This is a genomic window from Myxococcales bacterium, from assembly GCA_016720545.1.
GTDB lineage: Bacteria > Myxococcota_A > Polyangia > Polyangiales > Polyangiaceae > JAAFHV01.
Map to the genome: position 1 here is coordinate 228980 of JADKKK010000034.1, position 23984 is coordinate 252963.

Consider the following 23984-nt stretch of genomic DNA (forward strand, 5'->3'; position numbering starts at 1 on the left):
AAAGCCTGCCTGTACGATGACGCGCCCTCACGCTCCCGCTCTCTTCGCGTCTGCGTTCGCGTTCGCGTCGACGGCCCTGCAAGGTGCCACGCTCAGCGTCGCCTTCGCGCTCGCGGCGGCGGTCGCTGCCTTCGACGCCGCGCTCGCGGCCCTCCCGGGAGACGCGCGCGCCCTCTCCGAACGCGGCTACGCGCGCCTGCTCGCGGGCAAGCTCGACGCCGCGCGCGCCGATCTCCGCGAGGCCGAGGCGCGCTCCAAGGACGCGCGGCTCCTCGCCCAGATCCGCTTCAACCACGGCCTCGTCGCCGAGAAGCTCGGCCGCGCCGACGAGGCGAAGGTGAGCGTCGCGCGCTCGAACGCGCTGAACCCCACGAAGGCGGCCGCCGCGAAGCTCGCAGGCGCGGCGTGCGAGGCGCAGGTGACGCTCCGGACCGAGGCGACGTTCATCGCGGGCAGCTGCTGAGCCGTCATGGACGAGCTCCCGCGATTCACCGAGGACACCTCGGCCGAGCGGCCGCTCCACGCCGGCGCGCACGCCGAGATCAGACCATGACCGCGGCGGGGCGAAACCCGTGGCTGGTCGCGATCGTGGCGACCCTGGCGATGAGCGTGAGCTACCTCGATCGCCAGACGCTGGCGGCGATCGCGCCTACGATCCGCGCCGAGCTTCACATCTCCCACGAGCGCTTCGGGTGGCTCGGGTCCGCCTTCGCGCTCGCCTACCTCGTGTGCGCGCCGCTCTCAGGGGTCGTCGTCGACCGCTTCGGCCCGCGACGCACGCTGGCGCTCGCGGTGCTCGCGTGGTCGCTCGTGTCCGCGGCGCACGCCGCGGCATTCTCGTTCGGCGCGCTGCTCGTGCTGCGCCTGCTCCTCGGCGCGTTCGAGGCCCCGTCGTTCCCGTCGACCGCGCGGACCATCCAGACCACGCTCCCGGCGCGGCGACGCTCCGCCGCCATGGGCCTGCTGTTCACGGGCAGCTCGTTCGGCGCGATGGTGGCTGCGCCGCTCGCCGCGAGGGTCGCGCACGACCACGGCTTCCGCTTCGCGTTCATCGCGACCGCCGCGCTCGGGCTCCTCTGGCTCCCCTTCTGGCTCGCGTTCGCGCCCGACGACGGCGCCACCGCGAGCGCCAGCCCGAAGCGCGCCGACGCGAGCGACACCGGCGACATGCGATGGCTCCGCGCCCTCGCCGCGCTCGCTGGCCGGCCCGCGGTGCTCCGACAGGCCGTCGTGATCGTGGGCTCGGCGCCGGCCCTCCTGGTGGTGCTCGGCTGGTACCCGCAGATGCTGGTCGAGGCGGCGGGCGTCCGGCGCGAGGACGTGGGCCACACCTTGTGGCTGCCTCCGCTCGTGTTCGACGTGGCGGCGGTTGGCTTCGGCGCCGCGGCCAGCGCGCTCGATCCCCCTTCGCAGACCTCGTCCCCTTCGCACGGCGCCCACCCGTCCCATCGCGGCCTCATGGCGCTCGCCGCGTTGCTCACGGCGACGCTCGCGCTCGTCCCCTGGGTCGAGGGCGCCTGGCCTCGCGTCGCGCTCGGTAGCCTCGCCATGGCGGGAGGTGGGGGAATGTACGTCTTGGGCACCGCCGACATGCTCCGGCGGATCTCTCCAGGCGAGGCCGCAGCGGCGAGCGGCCTCTCGGCGGCCGCGCAGTCGCTCGTGCACATCGCGGCGAACCCGGTCTATGGCGCGTGGCTCGACCGCACGCACCGCTGGGGCCCCGTGCTCGCGGTCGGGGCGCTCGCGCTCCCTGCGGCGCTGATCTGGGCGGCCACCGGCCCTCGCGCGGCGCCGACCGCGCGAGCGCTCAGCGCCCACACCCCGTAGTATTCCAACGTTGCCGCCCCTCGATCTGCCGCCCCCTGTCGTGCTCGTCGCGCCTGCGCCCTCGCCGCACAGCGCGTCGACGCGCGGCGCGACCCCGCCGCAGCGAGCCTTCACGCGCGGCGCGCCGCCCGGTCTGCTCCCCACCTTCCCGCACACGATCACGCTGGCGCTGCCGTTCGGCGCCTTCTCGCGGGAGGTCGCCCTGGCGGAGGGCGAGGTCGCGGCGCGGGCGTGGTCGGAGCTGCCGCGCACGGCGGTCCGCCTCCGAGTGGTCGGCGTCGACGGCGCGAGCGTGACCTCGGGCGACGGCTCCTCGACCGTCCGCTTCCACACAGAGGAGTGGCCTAGCGAGCTCGTGCCTCGAGCGCTCGCCCAGACGGTGCTCGTGGTGGACGGATCGGGCCGCATCACCGACGCCGACATCCACGTGAACGGGCGCGACTACGTGTACGCGGTGGACGGGCTCGAGGCTCCCGGCGCCGTCGATCTTCGCGCGGTGCTCGTCCATGAGCTGGGCCACCTGCTGGGTCTCGGTCACTCCGCCGACCCGCTGGCGACGATGGCGCCCTCGGTGTCCGGCACGCGCGCGCGCACCCCGGAGCGCGACGACGAGCTCGGCGTGGCGACGCTGTACCCTGCCCCCTCTGGGGCCGCGCGATGCCCGGACATTCCCTGTCCACCCGGCTTCGCGTGCCTCGCGGGTGCCTGCGAGCGGCGGGGCACACCCAAGGTCACGTGCGCGCCATGCGCGCGCGCCGCGGGAGCGTGCGACGGCGCGGGCGCCGAGAGCCGCTGCGTCGACGTCGACGACGGCGCCGCGCGCGTCTGCGCGCCGCGGTGCGACCCGGCTCACCCCTGCGGCCCGGGCTTCGTCTGCGAGGCGACGACGAGCGCCGGCGACGAGCAGTGCGTCGCGACCGACGGCTGCCGCGGGTTGGGCGTGGCGTGCTCGAGTGACGCCGACTGCGGCGCGTTCGTCTGCCGCAGCGGTCGGTGTGTGGGCGCGGGCGACCCGCCGGCGAGCGGCGCCGACGCGGGGGCGGCGAGGCCCGACGCGGGAGCCGGCCCCGCCGAGGTCCCGCCGCCGCGCGGCTGCGTCAGCGCGGGCGCGGGGCAGACGGCCGCGGCGCAGACGGGCGCGACGGCCTTCGCGCTCGCGCTCGCCTGCCTCCTTGGGGCGCTCGTCCGGCGGAGGACGTAGGCGCACGCGGGTGGGCCGCGGAGCTCGCGTGGTCTTGGTCGTGCAGCGGGCTACGGCGGCGCGCCGAGGCCGAGGATCCACTCGCGCACGGCGGCGCGCCCCGTGTCGTCGACCACTTTGGTGCCGAGGGGCGGCATCGAGTTCACGTCGCGCAGGCCCATCCTCACCCACAGCTCGCTCTTCTCGGGCCGTCCGGGCGCGACCGCCACGGTGATGTCGGGTGGGAACACGTGCTGCATCTTCACGTCCACGGTGGTCCGGTGGATCTGGGTCAACTTCGGGTCACGCTCGCCCACCAAGAGCCGCAGGCGCATCGGCGACTGCGTGGACAGCCGCGGCGCGCGCTCGTTGTGGCAGTGCCCGCAGTTGCCGTGGAGGTAGCCGAGCGCGGCTTGGACGGCGCCCGCGCCCGGCGGCGTCACGTCCACGGGCGGCGTCGTCGTGAAGCGGCCCTCAGCCGCCCACTTCGCGAGCGTGAGCCCCTCGGACAGCTGGATCGCGCCCACGCCCGCGAGCGCGTCGCGCACGTCATCGTGGCAGGGGCCGCAGGACGCCTGCGAAGGCACGTCGTGCGAGGTCCCCTGCGCCGCCGGGACGCCGCTCACGGTCGCGTCGGCGTCCGAGCCGTCGGGGCGCCACGCGTACGCCATCATCCACCACGCGCTCCCGCCCTCGCGCGCCGCGCGCTTCCAGAGCACGCGCGTCTCGACGAGCTTGCCGTCCACGCGAAACTCCTTCCACGCCCGCGTGCCCTCCGGGAAGGTCCACTCGTCCATCGCGGCGGTGTCAATCCGCGCGCCGGGCGGGAGCCACATGTACCGCGCTTTGTCGGCGGCGTCCGACCAGAGCGGGAACCGCACGCTGTAAGCGAAGACCCCCGGGGCGAGCGTGCGCGTCTTGATGTCGGCGTAGAGGCCCGTCTCCGACAGCAGGGCTGGGCCGGTCGCGCCCGCGTCGGGGCGCGGAGGCGGTGGCGGCGGCGGTGGGGGTGGCGCGGAGTCCGCATCGGGCCCCGCGTCGAGGACGGGAGGCGACGCGTCGGAGGCGGAGGGGACGCTCGCGCCACCGCACGCGCCGACCGTGAGCGTGACCGTGAGCGTGAGCGTGCGGCACGCAGGCGCCGCGACGAGCTTCAGCATCCGACCACCCTACCTCCGCGCACACCGCGGCGCCATCAGAGGCCCCGGTTGGAGCCCGCACCACGACGCCGTGACGCCGCGACACCGAGCGCCAGCGTGAGGCACGCCGACGCGAGCGCTCCGGCCCCGCCACCGTCGACGGGCGCGGCGCGGCACGCGCAGCCGCCCGTGGAGCCCGCGGGGGAGGTGAGTTCCACGGGCGGGACGCCGCCCGCGTCGGCCTGCGGGCCCGCGTCGCAGCCCGCCCCGGCGCAGGCGCCGTCCGCGGGGACCGTCGCCTCGGCCTGGGCCATGAGGTGGCCGAAGTTCGGCGCGGTGACGTCCTCGAGCGGCGCGCCGTGCCCGTCCTTCGTCCACGACTTCGCGTCCACGAGCGCGCGCCACGAGCGGCGGTAGATGACCCGCGCGCGCACGCGCACCTCGCCGTCTGCGAGGGGCGCGTCGAACGTGTACTTCGTCGCGTCGACCCCGAGCGCCGGGATCCGCGTGTCCCACAGGATGCTGGTCGCGTCAGTAAAAAAGGTCGGACCTTTTCCGTTGACGTCGCCATTCACCTTCGCGAACAGCTTGCCCGGGAGCCCGGCGAAGTAGCCCTTCCGCGGGTCGCCGACCCCGCCGAGCTCGTGGACGACCTGCGCGCCCGTGTGCTTCAACGCCGCGCCGTCCCGCGCGCGGGTGGCCTCGACGAGCAGGACCATGTTTCGGATCGTCACGCCCGTCGGCACGTGGTGCCCCGTCTTGTCGTTGCGTACGGACACCTCGACGGCGACCTCGCCGCCGGCGCGGTTCGCGGTCAAGGTGAGCGACACGGCGGCCTCGAGGAACTCGGCCGACGTGCCAGGGAACGCGTGGCTCCGCACGTCGCCCGGCGGCCGCTGAAGCGGAGGGAGCTGCACGCTGCAGGCTTGCGCCTCGCCCGTGGGGCGCATGTGGCAGTCGACGCAGGTCGCGTAGCGCCGGTCCGAGGGATCGGCGTACGGCGACGCCTTCCACTCGAGGTACGTGGGCTCGGAGATCACGCCGCGGGGCGACTCGAAGTCGCCGTTCTCGTCGGGATCGTTCTTGTCCTGGTGGCACGCGGCGCAGACGTCGGCGCGGAGCTGGGGGTTGTACGCCGCGCGCATCGAGCCGCTGAGCTGATAGCTCACGTCGCCGAGGACGCCGAAGATGGCCTTGTCGCCCTGCGCGGGGCGCGCCACGGTGACGACGCCGGGCCACAGGCCCGGGTAGTTGGGCTTCGTGGCGTCGACACGGGCGATCGTATGGCAGACCGCACACGAGACCCCGTGCGCCACCACCGCCGTGCCGCTGCCGATGGGGTCCAGTGGGGCGTACGGGGTAGACCACCACCGCTCCGGCTGGTGGCAGCTCGCGCACTCGCTGGCGGGGTTCTTCTTCGCCAGGACGCTGTCGCGCGTGTAGACGAAGCCGCCGAGCCCCGCGCCGCCTTTCGCGCCGGTGCCATCGTACACGTCGTACACCCACGTGTTGGTGCCGGCCTTTCCCATCGGAGAGGCCTTCCAGTCCGTGTAGAACGACGGATGGCACGAGCCGCAGCTCTCCGGTGTGCCGTGGTCCACGGCGGGGTTGTCGACCGCGGTCGCCGAGGTGACGACCAGGTCGACTCCCGTCGCCGGGGCGACGACCGTCGCCGAGCCGTAGTAGGAGCCAGGCACCGCCGCGACGACGACCTTCCCCGCCCCCGAGACGGCCGGCAAGACGAAGGCCCCCGCGCTGTCGGTGATCGCCTCGACCTTCGTCGCCTGGAGGCGCACCCGCGCCCCAGGGACCGGGAGACCGCTCGCGCCGTCGCGCACGGTCCCGCTCACCTGGGCTCCGGCGCCGCGCGGCGTGAGCACGAGCGCCAGCGCGAGCGCGAGCTTGACGGTGACGCTGGAGGTGAGCGTGCGCCCACGCACGGTGCAAGCGAGACGTGTGCGCATGCACCATCCTCGCGCTGCCGCGCCTGGCGGAGTTGACATCCCGCAAGTCCCCCCTTCGATGCGGGGCGCCTCGCGAGCGAGACCGCTACGCCGTGGCCGCCGCGCCCTCTCTCGACTTCTTCTTGGCGTAGATGGCCTCGATGGTGGGCTTCCACTTCTCGAGCACGGCGCGGCGCTTCAGCTTCAGGCTCGGCGTGAGCATGCCGTTCTCCGTGGTGAAGTCCTCGAGGGTGAGGGCGTAGTCTTTCACGTCCTCGAAACCCTTGAATTTGCCCGCGTATTTATCGAGCTCCGCCTTGAACAGCGCGCGCACCTTCTCGTGGGCGATGAGCTTCTCGTCGCTCGCCTCGGTGACGCCGTTCTCGGCGCCCCACGCGCGCACCGACGCGACGTTCGCGACCACGAGCGCGACGTTGTAGGGCTTGTTGTCGCCATAGACCATGACGTTGGCGACGTAGGGCGAGAGCTTGATTTGCTCCTCGAGGGGAGTGGGCACGACGTACTTGCCGTTCTCGAGCTTGTACTGCTCCTTGATGCGGCCAGTGATGAACACGAAGCCCTTGTCGTCGACGCGGCCCATGTCGCCCGTGCGGAAGCCGCCGTCCTCGGTGAAGACCGCGGCGTTCTCCTCGTCGCGATCGTGGTAACCGAGCATGACGTTCGGGCCGTGAACGATGAGCTCGCCCTCCGGCGACACGTCGATGCGAATGCCCGGCAGCGGCTTGCCCACGCTGCCGATCTTGCGGGCCCCGGGGTAGTTCGCGCACGCGATCGGGCTCGTCTCGGTGAGGCCGTAGCCCTCGTAGACGGTGATGCCGAGCCCGTCGATGAACTCCGCCACGTCCGTGGAGATCGCCGCGCCACCGGAGAACGCGTAGCGCAGTCGGCCACCGAAGCGCGCGCGCACCTTGGAGAACACCACCGCGTCGGTGAGCGCCAACACGAGGCCCTCGCCGAGCTCGAGCTCCTCACCCGCGCGCTGCTTGTTGCGCGCGGCGAGCGCCGACTTGACCAGCCCCTGCACGAAGCCCGGGCGCGCCGAGATCTGCTTCTGCACGTTGGCGTAGATGCGGTTGAAGATGCGCGGGACGCTCATCAGCACCGTGGGCTGGGTCTCCGCGAGGTTGTCGATGATCTTCTCGACCGACTCGCACAGCGCGAGGCCCGCGCCCATCGAGAAGAGCGCGTGGAGCTCGCAGGTCTGCCCGAAGACATGCGCCCACGGCAGGAAGGACAGCGAGCGGTCGGACGCGCTCATCGGAAACACGTCGTGCACCGCGCTGATGTTGCTCGCGATGTTGTTGTGGGAGAGGCGCACGCCCTTGGGGTTGCCCGTGGTGCCGCTCGTGTAGATGAAGCCGGCCACGTCCGTCGTGGCGGGGCGCACGCTCCGGACCGTTTTCTTCTCCTTGAGCAGCGAGGCGTACGAGACGACCTTGTCTCCGGCCGCCCCCGCCTTCGTCGCGGGGTCGAGGCTCACGATGTGGGTGATCGAGGGCACGCTGTCGAGGAAGCCCTTCGCCTTCTCGCAGATGGCGTCCGTCGCGGCGACGAACACCTTCGCTTGGCAGTCCTTCGCGATGAACTCCCACTCCTTCGCGAGCTGCGCCTCGTACATGGGCACGAACGCGGCCCCGAGGCCGTAGCATGCGTACGCCAGCGCCGCCCACTCCACGCGGTTGTTCGACACGATGGTCACGCGATCGCCGCGCTCGACGCCGAGCGCCGCGAGCCCAGCGCGGCAGGCGTCGACCTCTTTCCCGAACTCGAGGTAGGTCGTCCACACCCACTCGCCGTTCTTCTTCGTCCCGAACAGGTCGTTGTTCGGGTACGTGCGGATGGAGTTCTCGAAGATGTCGACCAGCGTCTCGAATTTGGCCATGGGATTGCGCACTACCGTACCGGCCCTCGCCGAAAAGGAAAGGCTCGCCGAGCGCGCGACGGCGCGCGCAAAGCTTGCGCGCGACACCCTGTTGTAATTTACATACTTACGGTGCGCTCTTCGTGAACTTGCCGCCGAGCTCGGGGCTCGTGCAGTCGCGCTCGGCGTCCGCGGGGGTGTAGCCCGTGGGGCTCGCGGACGCGCCGTAGTAGTGCTTCACCTCGCCGTCGGCGAGCGCGCAGCGCCCCACCTCGTTCGCCGCCGTGCACCCCGCGCCGGCGCCCTCGACGTAGCTGCCCTTCAGGCCCTGGCACAGGCCGCGCTCGAGCCCCATCGAGAGCTTGGCCCACTCGGTGCAGCTGCCCACGGCCGAGATCATCTCGCACGAGGCCGCGACGCCGGCGCGGGCGACCGGCGCCGAGGCCGCGTCCTTTGCTACGTCCTGCTTGGGCGGGTCGTTCTTGCAGGCCGCCAGCGCGAGCAGCAGGCAGCCCGCGGCGAGCGTGGCAGGGCGCGTGGCAGGGCGCGTGGCAGGGCGCGTGGCGGTTCGCGACACGGACGGCGTTCGAGCGGACTTCATGGCGGACTCCAAGCCTCGCCGCGGCGAAGCGCGCCGGGAGCATAGCCGGCCCGCCGCGGGAGGCGCGGAGAAATGCGCCCTCGCGCGGCCGGCCGCCTCGTCCGCACCCCGGCGATCTGCTAGACGCTCGCCGATGCCGGGCCGCTACGTCGTTCAAACCTTCGGCTGCCAGATGAACGTGCACGACTCCGACCGCATGGAGGAGGTGCTCGGCGCGCACGGGTGGCGGCCCTCCGCCGACGTGGAGACCGCCGACCTCATCGTGTTCAACACGTGCAGCGTGCGCGAGAGGGCGGAGCAGAAGCTCCGCAGCGAGGTGGGCAAGCTCGCCCCGCTGAAGCAGCAGCGGCCCGAGCTCGTCATCGCCGTCGCCGGGTGCGTCGCGCAGCAGGAGGGCGAGAAGCTGCTCGCGCGCATCCCCCACATCGACCTGGTGGTCGGTCCCGACAACCTCGGCGAGCTCCCCGCGCTCGTGAACGACCACATGTCCGGGGGCGTGCGGCTCGCGCGCACGGTGTTCGATCTCGACGCGCCGCGCTTCCTGGCCGCCGAGCCCCGGCCGGGCGAGGCCCCGGTGTCCACGTTCGTGACCACCATGAAGGGCTGCGACGAGCGCTGCTCCTTCTGCATCGTCCCCACCACGCGCGGCCCCGAGCGCTACCGGCCAGCCCGCGAGATCGTCGAGGAGACCGCGCGGTGGGTCGCCGCGGGAGCACGCGAGATCACGCTCCTCGGCCAGACCGTCGACAGCTTCCGCGATCCGCTCTTGCCGCCTCCGGAGAGCGACGACCCCGACGAGAGCCAGTTCCCCGAGCTGCTCCGCCTCCTCGCGCGCGAGGTGCCGGGGCTCACGCGGCTGCGGTACACGAGCCCGCACCCGCGCCACGCCACGGCCTCGCTCGTGCGCGCCCACCGCGATCTCGACGTCCTCGCGCGGCACGTGCACATGCCTGTGCAGTCGGGCTCGAACCGCATGTTGCGTCGCATGATCCGGCGCTACACCCGCGAGGAGTACCTCGAGCGCACGCGCGCGCTCGTGGGCGCGCGGCCCGGGATCACCCTCTCCACCGACATCATCGTCGGGTTCCCCGGGGAGACCGAGGCCGACTTCCTCGAGACACTCTCGCTCGTGCGCGAGGCCGGGTTCACGTCGCTCTTCGCCTTCAAGTACTCGCCGAGGCCCGGCACGCCCTCGACCCGACTGCCGGACGACGTGACCGAGGCCGAGAAGTCCGACCGCCTCGCGCGCCTCTTCGCGGTGGGCGAAGAGTTGGGGCGGGCGCACCTCGGCGCGCTCGTTGGCACGCGGCAGGAGGTGCTCGTGCACGGCGCGAGCAAGGGCAAGAGCGGCACGTTCGAGGGCCGCACGGCCCAGAACGAGATCGTCCACGTCGAGGTGCCCAGCAGCGTGGGCCCCTCGGTGGTGGGCGCGCTCGTCGAGGTGACCGTCACCGCGGCGTACAAGCACTCGCTGGCGGGCGCGCCCACGGCCGCCGCGCTCGCCAAGCTCGCCGAGCTCGCGCTACGCGCCCCGCGCCGCGTGCCCGAGAAGCGGCGGCGGCTCCTGCCCCTCGCGCCGCCGCCCGCGGCCGTCGACGTCACGCCCGGCGAGCCATGATCTACCGCTACAAGGACGCGCGACCGAGGCTCGGCGAGCGCGTGTACATTGCACCCAACGCCGCGGTGATCGGCGACGTCACCCTGGGCGACGACGTGAGCATCTGGTTCTCCGTCACGCTCCGCGGCGACCTCGAGCCCATTCGCGTGGGCGCGCGCACGAACCTCCAGGACAACTCGGTGGTGCACGTGACCGGCGGCAAGGCGGGGGTCAACATCGGCGCAGACTGCACGTTCGGCCACATGGTGCTCGTGCACGGCTGCACCATCGGCGATCGGGTGCTCGTGGGCATGGGCAGCACCATCCTCGACGGCGCCGTCGTGGGCGACGACGTCATCATCGCGGCAGGCTCGCTCGTGCCGCCTCGCATGGTGGTGCCGCCCATGACGATGGTCATGGGCCGCCCGGCGAAGGTGGTGCGCGAGCTCACCGAGCGAGACCTCGCCTGGGTGAAGAGCACCGTCGCGGCGTACATCGAGGCCGGAGCGACCTTCCGCCGCGACGTGGAGCCCATCGCCCAGTGAGCGCCGCGTGAGCGCCGCGTGAGCGCCCTTCAGATCTTGTCGAAGGCGAACGCGGCGAGCAGCGCGCCCGTCACGACGAAGAGCAGCGCGAGGCCCACGACGAGGGCCGCGAGCCCACGGGCCGCCTTCGGATCGGGCGCGGGAAACGTGGGGAGCGGCGGCGCGGGAGCCGCGGGCGCGGGAAACGTGGGCTGAGGCGCGGGCGGCGGCGCGCCGCTCGGAAGAGGTGGATCACTGGGCGTGACCGTGGTCTTGGCCACGTCGGTCGCCTCGCGCCCTTCGACGCTCGCGGCCGGCGCCGGCCGCTGCGCGGGCAGCGACCCAACCCGGACCCCGCGGAGCGATCCACGCGGCGCGAGCGCTTCGTGCCCCGAGGCGGCCAGCGCGAGACCGAACGCGAGCCACATCTCGCCGAGGTCCTGGTAGCGACTCTCGGGTGAGACGCGGAGGGCGCGGAGGAACACGGCCTCCACGGCGTCGGAGACCTCCAGCCCGTGACCTCGGGGGCTCGGCCGCACGCGCTCGTTGGACGCCGCGCGCGCGAGCTCGAGCAGGCTCTCGCCCTCGAGCGCCTCCCGGCCGAGGAGCACTTCGACGAACACGAGGGCGAACGCGAACACGTCGGTCCACGGGCCGGTGCCGCCGAGGGTGCGGTCGAACTGCTCGGGCGCGGCGTAGAGCGGGGTGAACGACGACCGCCCTGTCGTCTTGCGGAAGTCCTCCTTCGCCGCCTCCTGCACGACCTTGGCGATGCCGAAGTCAAGCAGCTTGACCTTATGGTCGCCGTCCGCGTCGCCCACGACGAATACGTTCCCGGGCTTCACGTCGCGGTGCGCGATGCCCTTCGCGTGGGCGAGCGCGAGCGCCTCGGCCACGGGCGCGAGCAGCGCAGCCGCGGCGTCGAGTGAGCGCGGGGTGCGCCCCGCCACGCGCTCGCGGGCGAGCAGCGCCTCGAGGGTCACGCCGTCGAGCCACTCGAGCACCATGAAGGGCACGTCTTCGCCGCTCGGCAGGGTGACGGTCCCGATGTCGCGCGCCTGCACGATGGCGGTCGAGCGCTCGGAGAGCTCCACGAGCAGGCTGCCCTCACGGACGAAGTCGTCGAAGAGCTGCTTGCGGCGCGCCTCGCGCACCTCGCCGAGCGCCTTGAACACCTTCAGCGCGACGGGCAGGTTCCAGACGAGGTGGGTGGCCTTGTAGACCACCGCGAACCCGCCCTCTCCCACCACGGACTCGACGCGGTACTTGTCGGCGATCGTCGTCCCGACGAGGGCAAGCGGGTCCGAGTCCATTCGCGCCCAGAGTGGTCCATCGGGAGACGAAACGCGAGCCCCGAGCGCACGCTGGGCGCGCTCGGGGCTTGTTTTCTTGCTCGCCGCGGGCGGTGGCGGCGGCGCCGGCCCTCAGGCCGCCATCTGCGAGAACGCGGCCTCGAGGCGGGCCTGGATCTTGTGCTTCTTGGAGTACACGGTCTTGACGCTGATGTTCATGACCCGCGCGACCGCTTCGGGCTCGAGGCCCTCGACGAAGTAGAGCTCCGCGAAGGTGCGGTCCTTCTCGCTGAAGGCGGCGAGCGACTCCGAGGCGATGCGGGCGCGCTCGCGGGACGCGGTCGCCTCGAACGGATCGGGAAGCTCCGACGCGAGGTCGAGGTCGTCGCCGAGGATCTCCTTCAGCGGCTCGCGCTTCACCGAGCGCAGGTGGTCGTAGGCGCAGTTGATGGCGAGCATGCCGAGCCAGCTCGAGAAGCGGTGACCGCGCGAGGCGTCGAACGAGCGCACCTTGTGCATGTCGTTCGCGAAGAGCGACACCATGAAGGTCGCCTCGATCTCGCGGACGTCCTCCTCGGAGACGCGCGACGAGAAGCGGCGGGTCACCTTCGCGATGCAGCGGGTCACCATGCGACCGTAGCGGGTCTGAAGCTCACGCCACGCGCGGGGCTCCTTGGCCACGAGCCCCGCGACGAGGGCTTCGTCGCTCGAGAACGCGTCCACCGGTGCCACCTTGCTGTTGAGTGCGTGAGCCATTGGTCGAGTCCCTCCGTGCCGAGCGCCACTGTGACGCCGCACTGACCCTTATGCAGACGCCATGCCAGCGACCACAACACCTTCAAAACATTGATATTGCTTGTTTTCTGGTGTTACAGGTCGTCTCCGGGAGCGCAACACCGGGCGTAACAGCCCCGCGAGTGTTACGCCGTCTGTTACGCTCCCTGTCGTGGCGTGCGCCGGCCGACCTCCGCTGTTACGGTCGACCGTATGGCCGCCCTCGTCAGGCCGAGCGTCCTCGCGAAGGCGTGGGGCATCCACCCGCGGACCGTGACGGCCTGGCTCCGCACGGGGAAGCTCCCGGCCGTCAAGACGCCGGGCGAGCACTACCGCGTGCGCGCCGAAGATGTGGTCGCGTTCTGCGAGGCCGAGGGGCTCCCGATGCCGGCCGCCGCGAGCCCACGCGAGCTGACCGTGCTGCTCGCGAAGCGCGGCAACCTCGACATCCGCCCGCTGCGGCGCGCGCTGCGGCCGCTCGACGTGGAGGTGGTGGTGACGACGAGCGGCGCGGGGGCGCTCCTCGCAGTCGCGACGTCTCCGCCGCGCGCGCTGGTGCTCGACGCCCTGCTGCCCGGGATGGACGTGCTCGAGGCCCTCCTCGCGCTCGCCGCCGCGTCGGCCACCTCGAGGCTGCCGGTCTTCGTCTGCGAGGCGCCGAAGGCGAAGGTCGCGAGCTACCTCGACGCGGGCGCTCGGGCCGTCACCGCCAAGGGCGCCCTCACGTCGCTGGCGCCAGAGCTCGCGCGCCTCGCGCAGCCGTGAGGGCGGCGCGCGCGACCGACGCCGTCTGGAGAGCCCTGGCGACCGGCGTGGTCGGCCTCGCGCTCTCGCTCGGCGGCGGCTCGTCGTGCGGCCGCACCAGCGCCAGCGCGCCGCCGACCGAGCCGACGGAGACCGCAGACGGGGTGCTCGCCAGCGTGTCTCCCTCGCTGGCTGCGAAGCTCGCGGAGGCCCTCCGCGCGAAGGGCCCCTCGTACGCGCCGCGCACTCGCCACAAGAACGCCGATGGCTCGCCCAAGTACACGAACCGCCTGCTCCTCGAGACCAGCCCTTACCTCCTGCAGCACGCCCACAACCCGGTGAACTGGTACGCGTGGGGCGACGAGGCCTTCGACACGGCGAGGAGGCTCGGGCGACGGCCCCGAGCGCGCGCGGCTCGAGCGCGTCGCGCCGCTCGTGACCGGCAAGACCGCCCGCAGGGGCCAGGCGACCGCGTACGTGTGCGAGCGCGGCGCGTGCGAGCTGCCGACGACCGATCCCGAGGTGTTCGCGGCGCAACTTCAGAAGAAGCGGTGACCCGTTCGAGCTCGCGCGCCCTTCAGCGCGCCCGCGACAGCGCGAGCGCGCGGTCGAGGATGCGCTCGGCGAGGGCCTCTTTCGTGGCCTCGGGCAGCCACGTAGCGCCGTCACGGCCGATCAGCGCGACGCGGTTCGTGCCGCGCCCGAGCGACTCGTCGGCCCGATTGGCCACGACGAGATCGACGCCCTTGTCGCGGAGCTTTCGCTCTCCATAGGCCGCGATCTCCGGGTCCTCTCCGGTCTCGAGGGCAAACCCCACGAGCACCGCGCCGGCGTGCCCGCGCGCCGCCCGCCGGGCGCCGAGGCCCGCGAGCAGGTCGGGGTTCTGCGCGAGCTCGACCGAGGGGGGCGGCGCACCCGCGGCCTTCTTGATCTTGCGGTCGCTCGGGTTGGCCGGGCGAAAGTCGGCCACCGCGGCGGCCATGACCAAGAGGTCGACGCCGTCGACGTCTGGCCCGACCTCCGCGTCGATCGCAGCGCCGAGCTCGAGCGCCGTCGTGACGTCGACCCGGCGAACGCCCGCTGGCGTGGGCTCGGCCACGGGCCCCGCCACGAGCACGACCTCGGCGCCTCGCGCGCGAGCGGCCTGCGCGACCGCGAAGCCCATCTTGCCGCTCGACCGATTCCCCAAGAAGCGCACGGGGTCGAGCGCCTCGTGTGTGGGACCGGCGGTGACGAGCACCTTCATGCCGGCGAGATCGCGAGGGCCGAGCGCCGCGCCGACCGCCGCGACGAGCGCCGCCGGTTCGACCATGCGACCCTGACCCACGTCTCCCGAGGCGACCTCGCCGAACGCGGGGCCGACGAGCGTCACGCGGCCGTCTTCCGCGAGCGTACGCGCGCTCCGCTGCGTGGCCGGGTGGTCCCACATGCGCGGGTGCATCGCGGGCGCCGCGAGCACGGGGCCGCGCGCCGAGAGCACCAGCGCGGTGAGCAGGTCATCGGCTCGACCTGCGGCGAACCGCGCGAGCGCGTCCGCCGTGCACGGGGCGACGAGCACGCAGTCGGCGCGGTCGGCCAGGGCGACGTGGAGCTCTCCCGGCGTGGAGGGGTCCCACATGTCGCGGAGCACGGGCCGCCCGGTGATCCCCGAGAGGGTCACCGGGCCGAGGAAGCGCTCCGCCGAGCGGGTCATCACGGCCTCGACGCGCGCGCCCGCCTTCAGCAGCAGACGCGCGACCTCCACGGCCTTGTAGGCCGCGACGCTCCCAGTGATTCCAAGCACGACCGTCCGACCTTCGAGGGCTGTCACGCCGCCATGGTACCGTCCTTTCCGTGCCGCTGCTCCCGATCGATCGCGTGGTCGCCCTCGCCCCGGCGCGCCTCGCACGCGCCGCCCCGCGCACCTCGCCGCCCCCGCGCGCCGCCGCGTTCGCGTTCGCGCACGGCTTCGCGTTGACGTGTGGCCTCACCCTTGGCGCGCTCGGCTGCTCGAAGCCCGCGCGCCTCACCGGCACCTTCACGGGCCCCTGCACCTTCGCGGGTAGCTACCGCGGCGGCGGGCGCGCCGACTCCACTTGGACACGCACCTGCACCCTCACCCTCGAGGACCGCGGCGAGACCGAGGTCGCCATGCGCTTCGACTCGGGCGACGCGATCGAGTGCTACGGCCACGCGACTCAGCGGGGACAGGTGGGCACGCGCGCCGCGAGCTTTGCCGCCAACGACCTCACGTGCCGCGCGAAGACCCTCCCGGCGCCGGTGAACATCGCGGTCGAGCAGTGCGCCATGCCCGGCACGTTCGAGCTGACGGAGAAGCCGCAGAAGAACGGCAAGGTCAGCCTGACCGTCGAGGTGGCGCTCGCGATCGCCGACAAGCGCGCGTGCGTGGTGTCGTACCTCGAGAAGGTGCGCCTCGACGCGAAGCTCTCCGCCGGTGGCGCGCCCGTGGAGCTCGAGGCGTTCACCGACGCCGGCATCCCCGCGGCGAGCCCGGCGGGCCGCGAGCCGCCGCTCGCGCCGTCGCTGGCCCCGCCGCTCGCGACGCCTCGCGACGCGGGAGCGACACGCGACGCGGCGACCCCGCGCGACGGGGCGCCGGCCGGGCAAGGGCCGGCGAAGTAGGCGCGAAGTCGCCCTACTCGAGGAACCGCGCGACGGCCTCCTCGCGCGGCACCGGGCCGAAATGACCGACGAAGTGGTCGCCGAGCGAGCCTCGAGCACGAGTAACCTTCCGATATTACGGGCATTTCCTGGCACGTCGCACATGTAGAAATGGAGCTCCGCGCCCGTGCCCACGAGGCCGCCGCGGAGCAAGTCGCCGACGAACGCCCCCGTGCCCGCGACGACCGCGAGCGAGCCCGGTGCGGTCGGAGGTGGTGGTAGGCTCGCGGGATGCCAGACCTCGGCGACGCGCGCGATCCCGAGTTCATTCGCCGACACCTCGACACGCTCGCGGCGTGGGTCGAGCGCTATCACCACACGGAGGTCGAGGGCCTCGAGCGCGTCCCACGTGGGGCGGCGCTCGCGGTCGGGAACCACAACGGCGGCATCATGTCCCCGGACATGTTCGCGCTCATGGTCGCGTGGTGGCGGCACTTCGGGGTCGACGAGCCCGCCTACGGATTGGCCCACGACATGGGCTTTCGAGTGCCCGGGGTGCGTGAGCTGCTGCTGCGCGTCGGGGCGGTGCCCGCGCGGCAGGAGAGCGCCATCGCGCTCCTGCGCCGGGGGTGCAAGGTGCTCGTGTATCCCGGCGGCGACATCGACGCGTTCCGGCCTGCGTCCCGCGCGGGCGAGATCGTGTTCGGCGCGCGCCGCGGGTTCGTTCGCGCGGCGCTGCGGGCGCAGGTGCCGGTCGTTCCCATCGTCTCGGCAGGCGCACACGAGGCGTTCCACGTGCTCAGCGACGGGAGCGATCTCGTGCGGCGCCTCGGCCTCAAGCGGCTCACCCGCATCGAGGTGTTGCCCCTCGTGCTCTGCTTGCCGTGGGGCGTCACGGTGGGTCCCATGCCCTACCTCCCGATGCCGGTCCGCATTCGCATTCGCGTGCTCGCGCCGATCGCGTGGGATCTCCCCGCGCAGGCGGCGGACGACCCCGAGGCGGTCGCGAGGTGCAGCGACGATGTGGTGGGGGCGATGCAGGCCGGGCTCGACGCGCTGTCGCGCGAGGGTGGCCATGGCCGACGTGCGCGACTGCGCGCGCTCTGGTGACCCCCCGCGCCCCTGCAGGACTTCGGCCGCCGTGACCGCCCGACCCGAGCACCCCCGGCGCGGCCGACGCGGTGGTCGGCGTGTCAGTCTACCCCGGGGTTCTGCGGGTCCTTCGGCTCGCCGCGGCTCTTCCCCTCGCGCGGCTTGATTTCCTTGGTGAAGCCCTCGCGGACGGTCCACCCGTACGAGCCGTACTTCCCCGCGACGCGCGACTCGACCGTGGCCCCGCCGCGCTCCGCGCTCCCGGGTCGGGCGCTCGGCCCCTGCATGATCGTGAGGAGCTCGTCGGCCACGTACTCGGGGTGGCCGTCGTCTTTCGCCTCGAAGCTCTTGTCGGGCTCGCCGGTCCCGACGCGCCAGATCTGCACCGTGGGCGGGTACGAGTCGATCGACTTCTCCCGCGCCGCGAAGGGGCCGTCGCGCACGATGCGATACCGCGTGACGTAGAACCCGGGGATGCCGCGCTGAGTGAGCACGCGCTCGCCCCTCGGGATCTTCGGGTCGTGAATTTCCTTCTCCTTGAAGGGCGTCGCCTGGCCGATCTTGCGGAAGAAGGTCACGTCGCGCGTACGTGGGGGACCGAGGATCTCGGCGCGCACCTCGCCGTTCTCGACCGTCTCGTGGAGCACCACGGCGAACGGGAACGGGTTCCGGAGCTTCAGCGTGATGGTGGGGTACACGACGGTCGAGTCGAGCCCCATCTTGATGTAGCCGCTCGGCCGCGTGTGCGGGCGCCGGTCCACCACCTCGAGCCCCGCGAAGAAGGCCGCGCCATGGAGCGTGCCCGACACCTGGCAGGTGCCGCCGCCCATGCCGTCGACCAGCTCGCCCTGCGAGATGACCGTGGCGACTTTGTAGCCGTGCGCCTCGTCGCGCGAGCCGACCACCTCGTTGAAGTCGAAGGTCTCGCCCGGCATGAGCACGTGGCCGTCGAGCTTGGAGGCCGCGATGCGCAGGTTGAAGGTGCGCGCCTCGTGGGCGTTGTCGCGCGCGTATTTGGTGAAGAAATACCCAAGGACGTCGTCGTACCGCACCTCGCGGATCTGCTCGGCGGTGCGCGTGGCGGGGATGGTCTCGACCACGGCCGAGACCTCGCCCTCGCCCTTCAGCACGGCGGCGTCGAGGCGCGCGAGCGTGGCGTACACGTCGACCCGCTGCCCGGGCTCGTCGGGCAGCACCTTGCGCGCCTTGAAGTCGAGCCGCGCGTTCCGGGGCGCGTGATCGAGCTCGTCTTTCACCTGCAGCAGCGCCGCCTCCGCGCGCGCCGTGTCGACCCCCACCGGGAGAGGCAGCTCCAGGGGCTTGTCCCGCGCGACCTGGTGGTGCGCGCGGCGCATGGCCGAGCGGGGATCGCGCAGCTGCGCCACGACCGCGCGGAGCCGCTCCGGGTCGACCCGCGCGCCGAGGTCCGAGCGAGGTCGCGTGATGGACCGACCGCCCTCGACCTTCACCGTGAGCGGGAGCGCCACGTAGTCGCGCGCGATCGAGCGCGCCGCCTCGAGCGTGCGGTCGGCGTCACCGTCGAGCGGCAGGGGCTTGCGATCGAGGAGGACGACGGGCGTGGGCGTCGGCGCGCCTCGCGGCGCCGTCTCGCGCGGCGGCACCGCGAGCACCGCGGCGAACACGCCGAGGAGCGCGCACGCCGACATTCGCGCGAGGTGCACGCGACCGTCGGGGCCGCGAAACTGCTGAAGCGCTGGGCTCGCCTTCCCCACGCCCCTTCTTCGAGCGCCCGTCGAAAAAAATCAAGGCGCGCGCGCGGAATTGCGAGGCTGGAGACGGCCCCAGGACGAAACGTACGAGGCGCGGGGCGCGCGTTGCGCGCGAGCGCCTCGGCGTGATAGTCGCGGCGCCATGGCGCTCTCGGTCGGCATCGTCGGGCTCCCCAACGTCGGGAAGTCCACCCTCTTCAACTCGCTCTCGTCCGCCAAGGCCGAGGCCGCAAACTACCCGTTCTGCACGATCGAGCCCAACGTGGGCGTCGTGGTGGTGCCCGATCCGCGGATGGCCGCCATCGACACGGTGATCCACGCCGACAAGCTCGTCCCCACCACGGTGAACTTCGTCGACATCGCCGGGCTCGTGCGCGGCGCCTCGAAGGGCGAGGGGCTGGGGAACCAGTTTCTCTCGCACATCCGGGAGGTCGACGCGATCGTGCAGGTCGCGCGGTGCTTCGAGGACGCGAACGTGGTGCACGTCGAGAACCGCGTCGACCCGGTGAGCGACATCGCCACGGTCACCACGGAGCTGTGCCTGAAGGACCTCGACACCGTGCAGAAGCGCCTCGATCGCGCGCGAAAAATGCTGAAGGGACAGAACCCCATCGAGAAGCTCGCCGCCGACATGTGCGAGCCGCTCGCCAAGCACCTCGACCTCGGGAAGCCCGCCCGCACGTTCCAGCTCCCCGACCACAACGACGCGGCGACCGTCCTCCGCGACATGCAGCTGCTCACGGCGAAGCCCGCGTTCTACGTGGCCAACGTCGACGAGGGCTCGCTCACGAACCTCGAGGGCAACAAGCACTACATGGCGCTGAAGGCCCACGCCGACGCCGAGGGCGCGCCGATCGTGGCCGTGTGCGCGGCGCTCGAGGAGCAGATCGCCGAGCTCGAGCCGGCCGACCGCCCCGCCTTCCTCGAGGCCGCCGGCCTCTCCGAGCCGGGCCTCAACGCCGTGATCCGCGCAGGATACAAGCTGCTAAATTTGCTTACCTTTTTCACCGCCGGCAAGGTCGAGGTGCGCGCCTGGACCACGAAGGTTGGCGCGCGCGCCCCGCAGGCCGCGGGCGTCATCCACACCGACTTCGAGAAGGGCTTCATCAAGGCCGAGGTCATGTGGTGGGAGGACCTCGTGCGCCTTGGCAGCGAGGCCGAAGTGCCGCGACGCAGGCAAGCTCGCGATCGAGGGCAAGGAGTACGTGATGCGCGACGGCGACGTCGTGCACTTCCGCTTCAACGTTTAGCCCGTCGCGCGTCTCAGAACGCCCAGGTGGTGCCCACGTCGATCGTGAAGCGGAGCGTGCTCGTGTCGCGGGCGCCGTAGGTGCGCGCGAACGTCGGCCCGCCCTGCAGGTACACTCCCCACGATGGCCGCAGGAGGAGCTGATCGCCGAGCTTGGCGCCCACGTTCCAGCCCACCCCCTCCGCGCGCTCGAGCGGCACAGTGAGCCCGCCTGAAGGCGCCAGGTAGAGCTCGTCGAGGCCGTCCAGGAAGAGCGCGCGAACCTTCACAGCGAGGTTCGTGTCGACCGCGTGCGGCGCGCCAGAGAAGCGCACCTCGGGCCCGATCAGCGCGCGGGCGCCGAGCGGCGCGAGCGCGGAGAGGCCCACGCTCCCGGAGAGGACCGAAGGCGCGCTCCCGACTGCGTCGGACGAGGTGCCGGCCCCGAGGTCGAGCCGGAGCTGCGCGCGCTCCTCGGGCGCGAAGCCGCCGCGGCGCCCGCCGGCCGGCAGCGTCCGCGCTCCGGGCGCGCCGGCGAGGGCCGCGAGGAGCGCGGGGCTGTGGACGCGGTCGGAGGCGTTCTTGCCGAGGTGGCGGAGGACGAGCGTGCCGTCCGCGCCGATGACGAAGACGCCCGGCATCGAGTAGCCGGTCACGTCGAGGCCAACATACTTGGCGGAGACCGCGCCCCCCTTGTCCTCGAGGAGGTCGAACGGCAGGTCATAGGCACGCGCGAACGCGACCGAGTCTTCGTGCGGGTCGACGCTGACCGCCACGACGATGGCGCCGCGCTCGGTGATGGACGCGTACTCGTGGGCGATCTCGCCGAGCTGCTCCTTGCACCAAGGGCACCATTGCCCTCGGTAAAAGACCACGATCACGGGTCCCGCGCGCAGCGCGTCGTGGAGCGCGACGACGCGGCCGGTGTGCGAGGTCAGAGAGAAGTCCGGCGCGCGCGTCGAGGCGGTGTCGAGGCGCGGGCCCGCCGCGCGCTCCAGGTGAAACGGGGCGCAAGCGGCCCCTCCGTGGACGACCGCGAGCGCGCAGGCGAGCGCGGAGAGCCGCGCCCGAGGGGCCTTCGTCGTCGCGCTCTTGTCTGCTGCCATCGTCGCGCCTCTCTCTCCGCGTGTGGTGACGCGTGGGTCCTCTAGCACTACTGCGAGAGGTTCCCTCTCGCGGAGCTGTTCGCTGCGCGAACGGCAGTAGCGCTAGTCCCCTGGAGTCGTGGTTCGTATCAGAAGTCCGGTCTTCGGTGTCATGCCGAGGAGCGAGGGGGTGCCCCGTTTTCGGCGGCGGCGGGCCCGTCCTCAACTCGGACGTCGTTCCGCGCGGTGGAGGCGGCGCTTTGCGCTCAGGGGACAGTGCTTTCGGGTGTGACCGCGCGAGAACGCCGACCCTCGAACATGAGTATCCTCCCACCGCCGCCGAAAACGGGACACCCCCTCGCTCCCTTGTGGCGAAAGGCCGAACCCGCGCGACTTCTGGAAGGGATCACGCTTCCAGGGGACTAGCCCTGTCTCGTAGGGGGCGCGGCGCCCCCTCTCGGCCACAAAGCTGGCCGATTCACCCCTCCGGCTCGTCCGCTCCGCGGCCAACTACCACCACTGCGAGAATGAAGTCTTGCAGGTGTGCTAGAGCACCGATCGGGTCGAAGGACCGAGGATTTCGTCCTTGGCCGAACCTCGACGCGCGGGGCGACCACGGGACCTCTCTGCGGCGAGCGGGCTCACGAGGGCGGCTCGCCGACGGCCTGGAGGATCGCGTCGCCATAGGCCTCGAGCCGGCTCGGCCCGAAGCCGCTCACCGCCCCGAGCTCGGCGAGCGACCGCGGCCGCACCCGGCTCACCTCGGCGAGCGCGCGATCGGGGGCGACGACGTACGCGGGGACGCGGCGCTCGCGCGCGAGGTCGGCGCGCACGGCGCGGAGGCGCTCGAAGCACGCGCGGTCGTCGGCGTCGATCGAGGGCTCCATGCTCGGCGCGCGCTGTCCGCGGGGCCGGCCGGCGCCTCGCCGCGCCTCGACACCACGGGGTGGCAAGAGCACTCGCGCGGGCTCCTGGCTCCGCAGCACCTCCCACCCCTCGCGGGTCACGCGCGGTACGGGGTGCTCGGTCGGCGTGAGATCGATGTATCCCGCAGCCAACAGCGCGCGCAGCAGCGCGAGCGACCAGGGCTCACCCTCGCCCCTCAGCAGGCCGAACGTGCTGAGGCGGTCGAAGCCAAAGCGCTGCACCCGCGCGTCGACCTTCCCGGCCAACATGGCGGCGACCGCGGTGAGGCCGGCCCGCTCCTTGGCACGAGCGACGCCGGAGAGCGCCTTGCGCACGGCGAGCGAGGCCTCGGCCTCGGTGGGGGCGCCCTGCGGGCCGCGGTCTGCCAGCGCGTCGAGCCGCTCGCACACGTCGCAGTGCCCGCAACCTCCGAGCGTCTCGCGCTCGTCGCCGAAGTGGCGGAGGATGAAGTCGTGGCGGCAGGAGCCCGCGTCCAGATACGTGAGGACTGCACGAAACTGCCCCCACGCCCGACCCGCGAGCTCGGGCTCGGCCTCGGCGCCGCCTCCGTCGAGCGCGGCGAGGCGGCGGCGCACGGCGATGTCGGCCGACGAGCACAGGAGCAGCCCGTGCGCCTCGTCGCCATCTCGGCCGGCGCGCCCCACCTCTTGATAATACGCCTCGACGGACCCCGGGGGCTGCACGTGCACCACGAGGCGAATGTCGGGGCGATCGATCCCCATGCCGAAGGCGTTCGTCGCGACGACGACGTCGAGCTCGCGCGCCGAGAACGCCGCGGAGACTCGCGCGCGCACCTCGCCGTCGAGGCCCGCGTGGTAGGTCGCACATCGATGGCCGAGCTGCTTCACCACCTCGGTCCAGGTCTCGGCGGCGCGGCGCGTGGCGGCGTAGACGATCGCGCCTCCAGCGGGCGCGGCGCCCCGCCCGCCGAGGGCCCGCGTGAGCGCGTCGACCGTGAGCTCGCGCGCCTGCTTCGGCCCGTCGACCGCGCACGCCGCGAGGTGGAGGTTCGGGCGGGCGAACCCGCGGAGGATCTCCTCGTAGCCCGGCCCCTGGTCGAGGCCGAGGCGCGCGACGATTTCGCGCCGCACCGCGAGGGTCGCGGTGGCCGTGCACGCGAGCACGCGCGGCGGGGCGAGCACCCGCAAGAGCTCGCCGATGCGCAGGTAGTCGGGGCGAAAGTCGTGGCCCCACTGGGCGATGCAGTGGGCCTCATCGATCGCGACGAGCGCGATGTCGGCGCGCGCCAGCCGCGCGAGGAACGCCCCTGAGCCGAGCCGCTCGGGCGCGACGAACACGAGCTTGTAGTCGCCCCGAGAGAGCCCTTCTTCCCGCCGGCGACGCTCGTCGATCTCCAGGGTCGACGCGATGAACGTGGCCGACACGCCGCGCGCAGCGAGCCCGCGCACCTGGTCTTCCATGAGCGCCACCAGCGGGGAGATCACGAGGGTGGTGCCCGCGAGCACGACGGCGGGGAGCTGGTAGGTGAGCGACTTTCCGCCGCCGGTCGGGGCGACCACGAGCACCCGCCCGGGCCCCTCGAGCAGCGCGGTCACCGCGTCCCACTGCCACGGGCGGAACTCTCGGAGCGCGAAGACCTCGGAGAGCGCAGCGCGCGCAGCGCGCGTGGGGGAGCCCGCGCGAGAGTCGGCGGCGCGCGTCGGTTCGGTCGAGCCCATCCTCGGCGCGGAAGCTAGCACGCGCCCGGACGACCCAGGCCGCCGTGAGCATCTCTTCGGGGAGCTGGGTGTCGGCGGCGCGCGCTCGCCTCCACTCCACTTCGCCACCAGGGCCGCGGGGCCGCGCTTACGGCGCAGA

18 protein-coding genes and 2 pseudogenes are annotated in these 23984 nt (G+C 72.6%); 10 read left to right on the plus strand and 10 right to left on the minus strand.

Annotated elements, in window-relative coordinates:
* The first annotated feature begins 16 nt into the window (after positions 1 to 16).
* The 3 genes from IPQ09_27640 to IPQ09_27650 all read left to right on the plus strand — a co-directional run bounded on the left by IPQ09_27640 (position 17) and on the right by IPQ09_27650 (position 3028).
* The gene (locus IPQ09_27640; GenBank protein ID MBL0197921.1) at positions 17 to 463 is read left to right on the plus strand and encodes a hypothetical protein; all 447 of its coding nucleotides are present in this window, start codon (positions 17 to 19) and stop codon (positions 461 to 463) included.
* Positions 464 to 549: 86 nt separating this feature from the next.
* Entirely contained in the window at positions 550 to 1827 is a 1278-nt protein-coding gene (locus IPQ09_27645; GenBank protein ID MBL0197922.1) for an MFS transporter, read from the plus strand.
* A gap of 10 nt (positions 1828 to 1837) precedes the next feature.
* A complete protein-coding gene (locus IPQ09_27650; protein MBL0197923.1) occupies positions 1838 to 3028 on the plus strand; it encodes a matrixin family metalloprotease in 1191 nt (396 codons plus the stop codon).
* A gap of 50 nt (positions 3029 to 3078) precedes the next feature.
* Here IPQ09_27650 and IPQ09_27655 read toward each other — a convergent pair whose 3' ends face one another.
* The 4 genes from IPQ09_27655 to IPQ09_27670 form a co-directional block, all read right to left on the minus strand.
* Complete coding sequence (locus IPQ09_27655) at positions 3079 to 4167, minus strand: hypothetical protein (protein MBL0197924.1); 1089 nt, start codon at positions 4165 to 4167, stop codon at positions 3079 to 3081.
* Between the two features lie 35 nt (positions 4168 to 4202).
* Positions 4203 to 6110, minus strand: a complete 1908-nt coding sequence (locus IPQ09_27660) for a carboxypeptidase regulatory-like domain-containing protein (protein ID MBL0197925.1) — start codon at positions 6108 to 6110, stop codon at positions 4203 to 4205.
* An 85-nt stretch (positions 6111 to 6195) separates the two neighbouring features.
* Entirely contained in the window at positions 6196 to 7992 is a 1797-nt protein-coding gene (locus tag IPQ09_27665) for a long-chain fatty acid--CoA ligase (GenBank protein ID MBL0197926.1), read from the minus strand.
* A 106-nt stretch (positions 7993 to 8098) separates the two neighbouring features.
* Positions 8099 to 8572, minus strand: a complete 474-nt coding sequence (locus IPQ09_27670) for a hypothetical protein (protein ID MBL0197927.1) — start codon at positions 8570 to 8572, stop codon at positions 8099 to 8101.
* Between the two features lie 133 nt (positions 8573 to 8705).
* On the opposite strand from IPQ09_27670, the gene miaB reads away from it, so the two are divergent.
* Both miaB and IPQ09_27680 read left to right on the plus strand, forming a co-directional pair.
* The gene (gene miaB / locus IPQ09_27675; protein ID MBL0197928.1) at positions 8706 to 10190 is read left to right on the plus strand and encodes a tRNA (N6-isopentenyl adenosine(37)-C2)-methylthiotransferase MiaB; all 1485 of its coding nucleotides are present in this window, start codon (positions 8706 to 8708) and stop codon (positions 10188 to 10190) included.
* The gene (locus tag IPQ09_27680) at positions 10187 to 10714 is read left to right on the plus strand and encodes a gamma carbonic anhydrase family protein (GenBank protein ID MBL0197929.1); all 528 of its coding nucleotides are present in this window, start codon (positions 10187 to 10189) and stop codon (positions 10712 to 10714) included. The genes miaB and IPQ09_27680 overlap by 4 nt, the downstream gene beginning before the upstream one ends.
* A gap of 29 nt (positions 10715 to 10743) precedes the next feature.
* Here IPQ09_27680 and IPQ09_27685 read toward each other — a convergent pair whose 3' ends face one another.
* Positions 10744 to 12006 (minus strand): serine/threonine protein kinase, encoded by a 1263-nt coding sequence (locus tag IPQ09_27685; protein MBL0197930.1) that lies wholly within the window; start codon positions 12004 to 12006, stop codon positions 10744 to 10746.
* Positions 12007 to 12117: 111 nt separating this feature from the next.
* Complete coding sequence (locus IPQ09_27690) at positions 12118 to 12741, minus strand: sigma-70 family RNA polymerase sigma factor (GenBank protein ID MBL0197931.1); 624 nt, start codon at positions 12739 to 12741, stop codon at positions 12118 to 12120.
* 231 nt (positions 12742 to 12972) lie between these two features.
* Between IPQ09_27690 and IPQ09_27695 the strand changes: the two genes are divergently transcribed.
* Both IPQ09_27695 and IPQ09_27700 read left to right on the plus strand, forming a co-directional pair.
* Positions 12973 to 13524, plus strand: a complete 552-nt coding sequence (locus IPQ09_27695; protein ID MBL0197932.1) for an excisionase family DNA-binding protein — start codon at positions 12973 to 12975, stop codon at positions 13522 to 13524.
* A 155-nt stretch (positions 13525 to 13679) separates the two neighbouring features.
* Positions 13680 to 13898 (plus strand): annotated as a pseudogene (locus IPQ09_27700) (DUF255 domain-containing protein).
* A 182-nt stretch (positions 13899 to 14080) separates the two neighbouring features.
* On the opposite strand, the gene coaBC reads toward IPQ09_27700, so the two are convergent.
* Positions 14081 to 15313, minus strand: a complete 1233-nt coding sequence (coaBC, locus tag IPQ09_27705; GenBank protein ID MBL0197933.1) for a bifunctional phosphopantothenoylcysteine decarboxylase/phosphopantothenate--cysteine ligase CoaBC — start codon at positions 15311 to 15313, stop codon at positions 14081 to 14083.
* Positions 15314 to 15336: 23 nt separating this feature from the next.
* Here coaBC and IPQ09_27710 point away from each other — a divergent pair, with 23 nt between their 5' ends.
* Entirely contained in the window at positions 15337 to 16125 is a 789-nt protein-coding gene (locus tag IPQ09_27710; GenBank protein ID MBL0197934.1) for a hypothetical protein, read from the plus strand.
* Between the two features lie 270 nt (positions 16126 to 16395).
* A complete protein-coding gene (locus IPQ09_27715) occupies positions 16396 to 17214 on the plus strand; it encodes an acyltransferase family protein (protein MBL0197935.1) in 819 nt (272 codons plus the stop codon).
* 83 nt (positions 17215 to 17297) lie between these two features.
* On the opposite strand, the gene IPQ09_27720 is transcribed toward IPQ09_27715, so the two are convergent.
* Positions 17298 to 18929, minus strand: coding sequence for a VanW family protein (locus IPQ09_27720; GenBank protein MBL0197936.1), 1632 nt, complete (start codon positions 18927 to 18929; stop codon positions 17298 to 17300).
* Between the two features lie 139 nt (positions 18930 to 19068).
* On the opposite strand from IPQ09_27720, the pseudogene ychF reads away from it, so the two are divergent.
* Positions 19069 to 20176 (plus strand): annotated as a pseudogene (gene ychF, locus IPQ09_27725) (redox-regulated ATPase YchF).
* A 13-nt stretch (positions 20177 to 20189) separates the two neighbouring features.
* Here ychF and IPQ09_27730 read toward each other — a convergent pair.
* Both IPQ09_27730 and IPQ09_27735 read right to left on the minus strand, forming a co-directional pair.
* Entirely contained in the window at positions 20190 to 21260 is a 1071-nt protein-coding gene (locus IPQ09_27730; protein MBL0197937.1) for a peroxiredoxin family protein, read from the minus strand.
* A 620-nt stretch (positions 21261 to 21880) separates the two neighbouring features.
* Positions 21881 to 23845 carry an ATP-dependent DNA helicase RecQ gene (locus tag IPQ09_27735; GenBank protein ID MBL0197938.1) on the minus strand — a complete coding sequence of 655 codons (1965 nt, stop codon included), beginning with the start codon at positions 23843 to 23845 and terminating at the stop codon, positions 21881 to 21883.
* Positions 23846 to 23984 lie beyond the last annotated feature (139 nt).